The sequence below is a fragment of the Pseudomonas sp. MYb541 genome, from assembly GCF_037479595.1.
Lineage (GTDB): Bacteria > Pseudomonadota > Gammaproteobacteria > Pseudomonadales > Pseudomonadaceae > Aquipseudomonas > Aquipseudomonas canadensis.
In genome coordinates this window covers 40,105-51,956 of record NZ_JBBGYS010000007.1, presented here as the reverse complement: position 1 = coordinate 51,956, position 11,852 = coordinate 40,105, and the positions used below count along the sequence as shown (strand labels likewise).

The 11,852-nt window shown below is 60.0% G+C and carries 6 protein-coding genes and 1 pseudogene; 4 read left to right on the top strand and 3 right to left on the bottom strand.

Annotated features, from left to right (window positions below):
* Positions 1-258 precede the first annotated feature (258 nt).
* Positions 259-915 (bottom strand): annotated as a pseudogene (locus tag WH299_RS29605) (MCP four helix bundle domain-containing protein); the annotation flags it as partial.
* Positions 916-1,259: 344 nt separating this feature from the next.
* Here WH299_RS29605 and WH299_RS06295 point away from each other — a divergent pair.
* Both WH299_RS06295 and WH299_RS06290 read left to right on the top strand, forming a co-directional pair.
* On the top strand, positions 1,260-1,490 hold the full coding sequence (locus WH299_RS06295; RefSeq protein WP_122730516.1) for a hypothetical protein: 231 nt from the start codon (positions 1,260-1,262) through the stop codon (positions 1,488-1,490).
* Entirely contained in the window at positions 1,487-1,780 is a 294-nt protein-coding gene (locus WH299_RS06290; protein WP_016977202.1) for a cell division protein ZapA, read from the top strand. Before WH299_RS06295 ends, WH299_RS06290 begins: the two co-directional genes overlap by 4 nt.
* Here WH299_RS06290 and WH299_RS06285 read toward each other — a convergent pair.
* Both WH299_RS06285 and putA read right to left on the bottom strand, forming a co-directional pair.
* On the bottom strand, positions 1,777-3,579 hold the full coding sequence (locus tag WH299_RS06285) for an acyl-CoA dehydrogenase (protein WP_123475152.1): 1,803 nt from the start codon (positions 3,577-3,579) through the stop codon (positions 1,777-1,779). The genes WH299_RS06290 and WH299_RS06285 overlap by 4 nt on opposite strands.
* 204 nt (positions 3,580-3,783) lie before the next feature.
* Complete coding sequence (gene putA / locus WH299_RS06280; protein WP_339549880.1) at positions 3,784-7,737, bottom strand: trifunctional transcriptional regulator/proline dehydrogenase/L-glutamate gamma-semialdehyde dehydrogenase; 3,954 nt, start codon at positions 7,735-7,737, stop codon at positions 3,784-3,786.
* Positions 7,738-8,197: 460 nt separating this feature from the next.
* Between putA and putP the strand changes: the two genes are divergently transcribed.
* Together putP and WH299_RS06270 are read left to right on the top strand one after the other, a co-directional pair.
* Positions 8,198-9,682: a sodium/proline symporter PutP gene (gene putP / locus WH299_RS06275; RefSeq protein WP_028615458.1), complete on the top strand. Its 1,485-nt coding sequence runs from the start codon at positions 8,198-8,200 to the stop codon at positions 9,680-9,682.
* Between the two features lie 205 nt (positions 9,683-9,887).
* Complete coding sequence (locus WH299_RS06270) at positions 9,888-11,849, top strand: type VI secretion system Vgr family protein (protein ID WP_126569656.1); 1,962 nt, start codon at positions 9,888-9,890, stop codon at positions 11,847-11,849.
* Positions 11,850-11,852: the final 3 nt, after the last annotated feature.

Genomic DNA, 11,852 nt, shown 5'->3' with positions numbered 1-11,852 from the left:
GCGCGATGCCTCGGAGGTGCTCACCGCATTGCGGGCAACTTCTTCGACGGCACTGGTCATCTCGTTCACCGCCGTGGCGGCTTGTTCGATTTCGTTGTTTTGCTGGGTCAGGCCACGGGCGCTTTCGTCGGTGACGGCGTTCAGTTCCTCGGCAGCCGACGCCAGCTGGGTCGCGGACCCGGCAATGCGTTGCAGGGTGTCGCGCAGTTTGTCCTGCATCTTGGCCATGGCCGCCAACAGGCGCCCGGCTTCGTCGTTGCCGTCGACTTTGATCGGGCGCGTCAGGTTGCCTTCGGCCACTTCTTCGGCTGCTTCCAAGGCCTGGGAGATGGGCAGGGTGATGCTGCGGGTCAGCAGCCACGCAAACAGCAGTGTCAGCAGGGTGGCGATCACCAGAAGGCTCACCACCATGTTGAAGGCCATGTTGTATTGGTCTTCGGCGTCTTTATTGGTAGCCAGGGCCATCTTATTGTTGATGTCCAGCAGGCGGGTGAGCACGGCGTTGACCTGCTCGGAGTTGCTCAGCAGTTCGGTGTTGAGCAGGGTGCGCAGCTCTTCCACTTGATTGGCGCGCGACAGGCTCTTCATGCGCTCTTCAATCTGATGGTACTGGCCCAGCAGGCGTACGTATTCGTCGTAGGTCGAGCGCTCTTCGCTGCTCTCGATGAGTTTTTCGTAGATGCCCTGGGCCGTGCGAATCTGCTGATTGCGCAGCTCAAAGGCTTCCAGGGTTTTTTGCTGGACCTCCGGCTCGCGGTTGGTCAGCAGGCGGTACGACAGCACCCGCAGGCGCAGAGTCAGTTGGGTGAACTCATCGAGGGCACGAATGCTTGGCACGCTGGACAGGGTGATGTCTTCCGTGGCGGCGCGTATCTTGCTCATTTGATTCAGGGCGAACACACCGAGAAACAACATCAACGCGCCAATAAACGCGAAGCCGAGGAAGGCCCTCGGAGCGATATTCATATTACGAAGCGACATGCGGGAATCCTGGGGGAGATGCGCGATCCGTGCGGCCATCAGACGGGGTGTCCCTCTTTATCGGTCGTACGACTAAAGTCTAAAGGGGCGTGTGCGGTTTTGTCGCATCTGACGAGGGGTTTGATCGATTCAGGAACCAGATCCGGTAAATGCAGTCACTAAGGCTCGAAAGTGCGGCCCGGCCCTTAAAAATCGGGCTGCGCGCCGGGGATAACCCTGGCATCCGAGGTGAATTTTCTTTATCGTCACCGCCCTTTTAAAAAGCCCGAGAAATCAAAATGTTAGAAGCATCCCTCAGCCAATTGGAACAACTGGTCAGCGACCTGGTACAGCAGAACCAGGATCTGCTGGGCACCAACGAATCCCTCAAGGCCGAACTGGCCCGCGCCAAGGACGAGAACGACAGCCTGCAACTGAGCCTGATGGAACAGGAAGAAAAGCACGGTGCCACCGCTGCGCGTATCCAGGCGCTGGTTGAGCGTGTGAGCGCAGGGCCCGTCGGCGCATGAGTGAAGGGATAAAGGTCGTTTCGATTCTCGGAGAGGATTACTCGATCAAGGCACCGGCCGGGGAAGAGAAAACCCTGATGCACGCCGTGACCCTGCTCAAGGCGTCCCTGGCCACCACCAAGAAGAAGTACCCGACCCTGATCGGTGACAAGCTACTGGTGCTGGCGGCGCTGAACCTGTGCGCCGAGCAGATCGAAATGCAGCAGGCGCACCAGCAGGAACTCGACCGTTACCAAGAGCAAGTCAGCGCCACGGTCGATGTGATTTCCAAGGCGATCGGAACGCCTTAGAACCACTCATCTTGCATGCCGAGGCACGTGTCATCGCGGGCCTCCAAGATTGCCAGTTCATGATGGCAGCTCGGCACTTCCCAGGTCAGGAAGTACCGGGCAGCCTGGAGCTTGCCTCTATAGAAGGCCACATCCGCCGCATCACCCTTGGCCAAGCCTGCTTCGGCGCGAATCGCCTGTTCCAGCCAGCGCCAGCCAATTACCGTATGCCCGAATACCTTCAGGTACAGCGCTGAATTCGCCAGGCTGCTGTTGACCTTGCCGTGGGCGAGATCCGTCAGCAGGCCAATGGTGACGGTTTGCAGGCGGTTGACCAGTTGTTCCAAGGGTTCCCTCAGCACGGTAAGGCTCGGGTATTCCTGCGCACGGGCGCCGGTTTCGGCGATCAGTCTGATGAGTTGCTTCAAGCCCGCTCCGCCGTTCTGCGCCAGTTTGCGCCCGAGCAAATCCAGGGACTGGATGCCGTGGGTGCCTTCATGGATCGGGTTCAGGCGGTTGTCACGGTAATACTGCTCCACAGGGTATTCGCGGGTGTAGCCATGGCCGCCGAGAATCTGGATCGCCAGTTCGTTGGCTTTGAGGCAGAACTCCGACGGCCAGGATTTGACGATGGGCGTGAGCAGGTCCAGCAGTTCGTGAGCTTGTTTGCGTTCGGTTTCGGTGGCCAGGGTGGTGGTGTCGTCGAACAGCCGCGCGGCGTAGAGGCCGAGGTCGAAGGCGCCTTCTACGTAGGATTTTTGGGTGAGCAGCATGCGCTTGATGTCCGCGTGCTGAATGATCGAGACCGGCGCGGTCGTGGGATCTTTACTATCGGGCAGGCGACCTTGTGGGCGTTCGCGGGCGTATTCCAGGGAGTAGAGGTAGCCGGCGTAACCGAGCATGACGGCGCCCATACCGACGCCAATCCGCGCCTCGTTCATCATCTGGAACATGCAGCTCAAACCCTGGTGCGGCTTGCCCACCAGATAGCCGACGCAATTGCCGTTATCGCCGAAGTTCAGCGCAGTGGACGTGGTGCCGCGCCAACCCATCTTGTGGAACAGCCCGGCCAGCAACACATCGTTGCGCTCGCCCAGGCTGCCGTCGTCGTTGACCAGGAACTTGGGCACGATAAACAACGAAATGCCCTTCACCCCGGCCGGCGCGTCCGGAAGTTTGGCCAGCACCATGTGCACGATGTTTTCCGACAGCGGGTGGTCACCGCCGGAAATGAAGATCTTATTCCCCTTGAGTCGGTAAGTACCGTCAGCCGCTGGCTCTGCGCGTGTACGAATATCTGACAGGGATGAGCCGGCGTGAGGTTCGGTGAGCGCCATGGTGCCAAAGAAACGGCCGTCGATCATCGGTTGCAGAAAGCGTTGTTTCTGGTCCTCAGTGCCGAAGCTTTCGATCAGGTTGGCGGCGCCCATGGTCAGGAACGGATAGGAAGTAGATGCCGCGTTGGCCGACTGGAAGTGCGCGAAACAGGCTTGCGACAGCAGGGTCGGCAGTTGCATGCCACCCGCTTCAAAGCTGCGGGCTGCGTTGAGGAAGCCGGCTTCCAGGAACGCATCCACCGCCGGCTTCACTTCCGGAATCAGGATGGCCTTGCCGTCTTCGTAGCGCGGTTCGTTTTCGTCGTTCTTGCGATTGTGAGGGGCGAAGTACTTTTCCGCGATGTTACGCGCGGTGCTGATGGCCGCATCGAAGGTTTCGCGATTGTGTTCGGCAAACCGCTCGCGCTGGGTCAGGCCCTCGGCATCGAGGACTTCGTACAGCTCGAAAGCCAGATTGCGGGAACTGAGCAGCGTCTCGGACATGGCGGCTTACCTTTGGAGGAATTGGCCTGAGTCTAAGTGTGCGAATAGAAGCTGGATAGCAAGATTGATTTGGGTGATGCACAGGCAAATGTGGGAGGGGGCTTGCCCCCGATGGCGATGTGTCAGTCACCAAGTGCATTGGCTGATCCACCGCTATCGGGGGCAAGCCCCCTCCCACATTTTTTACCGCATTTCGTCAGGCAGTTAGCCGATGGTCATCAGGCTGGCGTTACCGCCTGCTGCAGCGGTGTTAACACTCAACGCCCGCTCAATCACCAGGCGTTCCAGTGCAATCGCGGTCTCGCCTTGCGACAAACCATGCACCCCGACAATCGCCCCGCCACGCTGCGCAACTTGCTGGCACACCGCACGCAATTGATCGGAATCACCGTGATGCAAGACCGCGTCGAACACTACGTCGTCCTTGCTCCAGTCGGCCACGCGCTTGATCTTCGCCTGAATCTCCTTCGGCAGGCGTGGGAACAAGGCCTTGGTCAGGTCAGATTCCGGCCATACCGCCGAACCGCCCACGGCCAGTACCGCCGCCAGTTGCGTCAGCAGATCGCCTTCCACTTCCGCCAGGCACAGTACGTGCTCGCGGGGCAGGATGGCGTAGCTGTTGCGTTCGCCGGTCGGGCCGGCCAGTTGGCGAGTGATACCGCTTTGCGATTGCGCGGCGAACTGGCTGCACAGGGCGCTCAGGTCGCTGAACTGATTGCTGTCGGCCCACGATTTCAGCGCGGTCAGCGGCTGGCTCATGGCATCGCGCAGGCGCACGTCCGGCGCGGCCAATGCGTCGCCGCGTACGAAGGATTGCTCGATGGCATCCGTAGGGCGCGTCGACAGCAGACGGTACAGGTACAGCGGGCCACCGGCTTTCGGGCCAGTGCCCGACAGGCCTTCGCCGCCGAACGGTTGCACGCCAACCACGGCACCGACGATGTTGCGGTTCACATAGACGTTACCGGCATTGACGTTGTCGATCACCTTGGCGATGGTCTCGTCGATACGGGTGTGCACGCCCAGGGTCAGGCCGTAGCCGGAAGCGTTGATCTGGCCGATGAGCTGGTCGATCTCTTTGCGCTTGTAGCGCACCACGTGCAGCACCGGGCCGAAGATCTCCCGTTGCAGCTCGTCGAAGCTTTCCAGTTCGATCAGGGTCGGCATCACGAAGGTGCCACGCTTGATCTCTTCACCGTCGGCAATCGCCACTTGATACACATTGCGGCCTTTGTCGCGCATGGCCTGGATGTGTTTCTCGATGCCGGCCTTGGCTTCGGCGTCGATCACCGGGCCGATGTCGACGGACAGGCGCTCAGGGTTGCCCAGACGGCATTCCGCCATGGCGCCCTTGAGCATTTCGATGACACGGTCTGCCGAATCTTCCTGCAGGCACAGTACACGCAGGGCCGAGCAGCGTTGGCCGGCACTGTCGAAGGCCGAGGACACCACGTCGATAACCACTTGTTCGGTCAGCGCGGAGGAGTCGACGATCATCGCGTTCTGGCCACCGGTTTCGGCGATCAGCGGGATCGGACGGCCCTGGGCGTCCAGGCGGCCGGCGACATTACGTTGCAGCAGACGCGCCACTTCGGTAGAGCCAGTGAACATCACGCCTTTGACGCGATCATCACCCACCAGGCGGGCACCCACGGTTTCGCCCTGGCCCGGCAGCAGTTGCAGCACGCCTTCCGGAATACCGGCTTCCAACAGGATGCGCACGGCTTGCGCGGCGACCAGCGGAGTTTGTTCGGCCGGCTTGGCCAGTACCGGGTTGCCGGCGGCCAATGCGGCGGCGACTTGGCCGCTGAAGATGGCCAGCGGGAAGTTCCACGGGCTGATGCACACCACCGGGCCCAGTGGGCGGTGGGCATCGTTGGTGAAATCGTTGCGTGCCTGCACCGCGTAATAGCGCAGGAAGTCTACGGCTTCACGCACTTCGGCGATGGCGTTGGCGAAGGTCTTGCCGGCTTCACGGGCCAGCAGGCCCATCAGTGGCTGAATCTCGCCTTCCATCAGGTCGGCGGCACGTTCCAGGATGGCGGCGCGCTCGGCGGGCGGGGTGGCCTGCCAGATCGGACCGGCGCTGATGGCGCACTGGATAGCGTTGTCGACGTCTTCGACGGTGGCTTCTTGCACATGACCGACCACGTCACGCAGGTCGGACGGGTTCAGTACCGGCGCCGCCGCTTGCTCGCTGGAGGCGCAACCGAGCATCGGCGCAGCTTTCCAGTTGTTGTGAGCGGTGGCCAGCAAGGCGCAGGACAACGACGCCAGGCGGTGTTCGTTGGCCAGGTCGATACCGGCCGAATTGGCGCGGTCGCTGCCGTACAGGTCACGCGGCAATGGAATGCGCGGGTGCGGCAGGCCGAAGCCGCCTTCCAGCGTGGCCATTTGCTCGATGCTGGCCACTGGATCGGCCACCAGCTCCTGAATGGAGATGGATTGGTCGGCAATGCGGTTGACGAACGAGGTGTTCGCGCCGTTTTCCAACAGGCGACGGACCAAGTAAGCCAGCAGTGTCTCGTGGGTGCCGACTGGAGCGTACACACGGCACGGACGGTTCAGCTTGCCATCGGCAACCTTGCCTACAACCTGCTCGTACAGCGGTTCGCCCATGCCGTGCAGGCATTGGAACTCGTACTGGCCGGGGTAATAGTTCTGACCGGCGATATGGTAGATGGCCGACAGCGTGTGAGCGTTGTGCGTGGCGAACTGCGGGTAGATGACTTCCGGCACCGACAGCAGTTTGCGTGCGCAAGCAATGTAGGAAACGTCGGTGTACACCTTGCGGGTGTAGACCGGGTAGCCTTCCAGGCCTTCAACTTGGGCGCGCTTGATCTCGCTGTCCCAGTACGCGCCTTTTACCAGGCGGATCATCAGGCGATGGCGGCTGCGGCGCGCCAGGTCGATGACGTAGTCGATCACATACGGGCAACGCTTCTGGTAGGCCTGGATCACGAAACCGATGCCGTTCCAGCCGGTCAGTTGTGGCTCGAAGCACAGGCGCTCCAGCAGGTCCAGGGACAGCTCCAGACGGTCGGCTTCTTCGGCGTCGATGTTCAGGCCGATGTCGTATTGCTTGGCCAGCAAGGTCAGGGACAGCAGGCGCGGGTACAGCTCGTCCATCACGCGCTCGTACTGCGCACGGCTGTAGCGCGGGTGCAGGGCCGATAGCTTGATGGAGATACCCGGACCTTCATAAATCCCACGGCCGTGGGAGGCTTTGCCGATCGAATGGATGGCTTGTTCGTACGAGGCCAGGTACTTCTGCGCGTCGTGTTCAGTCAGCGCGGCTTCACCAAGCATGTCGTAGGAATAGCGAAAACCCTTGGCTTCGAACTTGCTCGCGTTGGCCAGGGCTTCGGCGATGGTTTCGCCGGTGACGAACTGCTCGCCCATCAGGCGCATCGCCATGTCGACGCCCTTGCGGATCATCGGCTCGCCGCTCTTGCCGATGATGCGGCTCAGGGACGAGGTCAGGCCTGCTTCGTTGTGGGTGGCGACCAGTTTGCCGGTCAGCAGCAGGCCCCACGTAGCAGCGTTGACGAACAGCGACGGGCTGTTGCCCAAGTGCGGCTGCCAGTTGCCGGTGCTGATCTTGTCGCGGATCAGTGCGTCGCGAGTGCCCTTGTCCGGGATGCGCAGCAGCGCTTCGGCCAGGCACATCAGTGCCACGCCTTCCTGGGACGACAGGGAAAACTCCTGCAGCAGGCCCTGAACAATACCGGCACGGCCGCCAGCACTTTTCTGGTTACGCAGTTTTTCGGCGATTGACGCGGCCAGCTTGTTGGTGGCTTCGGCCATCGGGGCCGGCAGACGAGCCTGTTCGATCAGCATCGGCACCACTTCCGGCTCGGGGCGGCGGTAAGCGGCGGTGATCGAGGCGCGCAATACGGATTGCGGCAGGATGCTCTCGGCGAACTCAAGGAAGCACTGGTGGGCGTGGTCGGTCTGGACCTCGCCTGCATCGTCGGCGTCCTTGCTGCTCAAACCATTGAGTTCGGACAGGGTTGCACCACCCTCCAGTTTCTCCAGGTAATTGAAAATCGCCTGCTTGATCAGCCAGTGCGGCGTGCGATCAATGGAGGTCGCGGCAGCCTTCAGGCGCTCGCGGGTCGGGTCGTCGAGTTTGACCCCAAGGGTGGTCGTAGCCATTTTCTTATCCTCATGGGTGCCACTACCGAGTGGCATTAGCTGGCGGCAAGATTAGCTTTGCGCATGCAGAGGTGCAACCGGGTGCAACCCTTTTTATTCAGGAAATTTTCGATCGTGATCGGGAAAAAAAGACACCGCCGACGGATTCCGCTCTGCCTTGGTGCGTTTGCTTCTGAGATCGGCTGTTCTTGCTCCGAAAAGGAGCAAAAACAGGGCGTTTTCCACAAAACATATCAAGGTGCAACTTATTCTCACGAAACTGGTTGCACCTTATTTGCTTTGTTGAATAGCATTCGCGCCCAAGGTGCAACCACTTTGAAAGTTCGGTTCATCGGCTGACGGCTTTCCTGGGGAAACGTCAGTCATAAATGCGCGGCACGCAGCTACGTCTACCTACTTCCAGTGGGTGGCCGTCTGACAGACCGTTGCTACATAAAAACAAAGCCAGGGCGTCACTCTTATGAGCGTTAGTAATCCAACCCTGATCACGTTCGTGATCTACATCGCAGCAATGGTGCTGATCGGCTTCATGGCCTATCGCTCCACCAACAACCTTTCCGACTACATCCTGGGCGGTCGCAGCCTCGGTAGCGTGGTGACTGCCTTGTCGGCCGGCGCTTCCGACATGAGCGGCTGGTTGTTGATGGGCCTGCCGGGCGCGATCTACATGTCTGGCCTGTCGGAAAGCTGGATCGCCATCGGCCTGATCGTCGGTGCCTACCTCAACTGGCTGTTCGTCGCCGGTCGCCTGCGGGTCCAGACCGAGCACAACGGTGACGCCCTGACCCTGCCGGATTACTTCTCCAGCCGTTTCGAAGATAAAAGCGGCCTGCTGCGGATCATCTCCGCTGTGGTGATCCTGGTGTTCTTCACCATTTACTGCGCCTCCGGCATCGTCGCCGGCGCCCGCCTGTTTGAAAGCACCTTCGGCATGTCCTACGAGACTGCTTTGTGGGCCGGTGCTGCAGCGACCATTGCCTACACCTTCGTCGGTGGTTTCCTGGCCGTGAGCTGGACAGATACCGTACAAGCCACGCTGATGATTTTTGCGCTGATTCTCACGCCGATCATCGTGCTGCTGGCCACCGGTGGCGTCGACACCACGTTCCTAGCGATCGAAGCCCAGAACCCTGACAACTTCAACATGCTGAAAAACACAACCTTCATCGGCATCATCTCGCTGATGGGCTGGGGCCTGGGTTACTTCGGCCAGCCGCACATCCTGGCGCGTTTCATGGCGGCGGATTCGGTGAAGTCGATTGCCAAGGCTCGTCGCATTTCCATGACCTGGATGATCCTGTGCCTGGGCGGCACCGTGGCGGTGGGCTTCTTCGGTATTGCCTACTTCTCGGCGCATCCGGAAGTGGCAGGTCCTGTGACCGAAAACCACGAACGCGTATTCATTGAGCTGGCCAAGCTGCTGTTCAACCCATGGATTGCCGGCGTGCTGCTGTCGGCCATCCTGGCGGCGGTGATGAGCACTTTGAGCTGCCAACTGTTGGTGTGCTCCAGCGCTTTGACCGAGGACTTCTACAAGACCTTCTTGCGCAAAAACGCGTCCCAGGTTGAGTTGGTATGGGTCGGTCGCCTGATGGTGCTGCTGGTTGCACTGATCGCTATCGCCATGGCTGCCAACCCGGAAAACCGCGTACTGGGCCTAGTGAGCTACGCCTGGGCCGGTTTCGGCGCCGCATTCGGCCCTGTGGTGCTGATCTCGGTGATCTGGAAAGGCATGACCCGCAACGGCGCACTGGCCGGTATCCTGGTCGGCGCGATCACTGTGATTGTGTGGAAACACTTCGAATTGCTGGGCCTGTACGAAATCATCCCAGGCTTTATCTTCGCCAGCCTGGCGATCTACTTCGTGAGCAAGATGGGCGCACCGACTGCCGGTATGGTCGAGCGTTTTGATGCTGCGGAAAAAGACTACAACCTCAATAAGTAATTCGCTGGGTGTTTAGCGCCAAGTGAGTTGAAAGAAAGGCCCGCGTCCTACGGATTGCGGGCCTTTTTTTTACGTGTGATTTATGTCGGTCCTAAGAAAATTCGGACGTGCGCACGTAGGGTTTTACTGATTTTCCTGGCGAGTGCTCAGCAGGTCGCAAGGGTGATGCAAAATCGGCAGCCCACCCCCCGCAGAGAAACACCGGATGTTCGCTCCTGCCAACCAAAGCGCCTTTACCCTGACCCTCGACGGGGAGCCCAGTGAATTCCAGGTCCACGGGTTCGTGGGGGATGAGTTCATCAGCCTGCCTTTTCGCTTTGACCTTGAGTTGGTCAGCGAACAGTCCGATCAAGACCTTGAGAGCCTGCTACATCGTCAAGCGTTCCTGGGGTTTGACGCTCATGGCCATGGTATTCATGGCTTGGTGTATCGGGTGGCGCAAGGCGATTCGGGCAGGCGCCTTACCCGTTACCAGATCACCCTGGTGCCGCAGCTGGCTTATCTGGAACACAGCACTCACCAGCGGATTTTCCAGAAAAAAACCATACCCGAGATCATTGCGCAGGTATTGCAAGCTCAGGCTATCCAAAGTGATGCCTTCGCGTTTCAACTGAGCGGCAAGTATCCCGAGTGTGAATACTGTGTTCAGTTCGGCGAAACCGATCTGGAGTTCATTCAGCGTCTATGTGCTGAATCGGGCATTCACTATCACTTCCAGCACAACCCTGAGCGTCACCTGTTGGTGTTTGGCGACGATCAAAGTGTTTTTGCGCGGCCTGATCAATCCACACCGTATTCGCCTGGTACCGGGATGGTTGCCGACGAGACAGCGATCAAGCGCTTTATTCTGCGGCTGAAGACTCGTACCACCGGTGTGAGCCTGCGGGATTACGATTTCAAAAAGCCTAGCCTGACGTTGGAAAGCGAAGTGTCCAGTCGGCTGCGGCCCACCCTGGACGACCAGCGCTACCCTGGGCACTTCACGGATCGTGAGCGTGGTAAGTACCTGGCGCAACGCCTGCTGGAGCGTCATCGCAGCGATTACCGTCAGGCCAGCGGCGCTAGCGACCAGCCGGCGTTGGTCACTGGGCAGTTCTTGAAGATGACTGGGCATCCTCGTCAGGAATGGAATGATTTGTGGCTGATTACCCAGTTGCACCATGTAGGGCACCAACCTCAAGTGCTTGAGGAGTCTGTTGGCGATGAGTCGCCTCAAGGCTACAGCAATGAATTTGTTGTAACGCCTTGGGACGTAGCGTTTCGAACACCTCAGATTATGTCCCGGCCTCAAATATCGGGTTACCAGAACGCAGTGGTGACCGGTCCCGCCGGCAGCGAAATCCATTGCGACGAATACGGCCGGGTCAAGGTGCAGTTGGCGTGGGATCGCGATGGGGAACATAACGACCATTCCAGCTGCTGGCTGCGGGTTGCCAGCGGCTGGGCGCATGATCGATATGGGGCGGTATTGATCCCTCGGGTCGGTATGGAAGTGTTGGTAGGCTTCGTTAATGGCGACATGGATATGCCGCTGGTCATGGGCTGCCTACCCAATGCGGCCGCCCAGGTGCCCCTCGATCTGCCTGCGGACAAGACCCGCAGCATCTTCCGCAGCCAGAGCAGCCCCGGTGGTGGTGGCTACAACGAGTTGCGCATCGAGGACCGCAAGGGGGCCGAGGAAATCTACCTGCGTGCCCAGCGGGACTGGACCCAACACGTGCTGCATGACCTTCGGGTAAAAGTGGACGGTGAGTCGCATCACGAACTGCAGGGCGAGGAGCTGCGCATTACCCATGGCAACCGCCTGACTGACCTGAAGCGAGACGACCACTTGATGGTTGGCGGCTCTCGGCAGGTAAGGGCAGGGCAGGCCATTCTGATAGGCGCGGGGCAAAGCGTTGTGATCGATGGTGGCGCAACTGTCACGATTCAGGCAGGCGGGCAGTCGATCACGCTGTCTGCGGGCGGGATTTTCAGCAGTGTGCCGATCCAGCTTGGCAGTGCGCCCGCTGTTACTGCAGCGCCGTTAACGCCTGGACTGAAGGAAACACTGCTGGCGGTGATTCCTGCTCCGCTGAGCCGCGTGCAGGTGGCCAGCCTCAAGCGCAGCGCGCCGTTTTGCGAAGAGTGCGAGCGTTGCAAAAACGGCCAGTGCGGCCCCATCTGACTT

Coding starts and splice junctions, on each gene's coding strand:
- putP (WP_028615458.1), top strand. CDS start 8,198: ATGAGCGTTAGTAATCCAACCCTGATCACGTTCGTGATCTACATCGCA.
- WH299_RS06270 (WP_126569656.1), top strand. CDS start 9,888: ATGTTCGCTCCTGCCAACCAAAGCGCCTTTACCCTGACCCTCGACGGG.
- WH299_RS06290 (WP_016977202.1), top strand. CDS start 1,487: ATGAGTGAAGGGATAAAGGTCGTTTCGATTCTCGGAGAGGATTACTCG.
- putA (WP_339549880.1), bottom strand. CDS start 7,737: ATGGCTACGACCACCCTTGGGGTCAAACTCGACGACCCGACCCGCGAG.
- WH299_RS06295 (WP_122730516.1), top strand. CDS start 1,260: ATGTTAGAAGCATCCCTCAGCCAATTGGAACAACTGGTCAGCGACCTG.
- WH299_RS06285 (WP_123475152.1), bottom strand. CDS start 3,579: ATGTCCGAGACGCTGCTCAGTTCCCGCAATCTGGCTTTCGAGCTGTAC.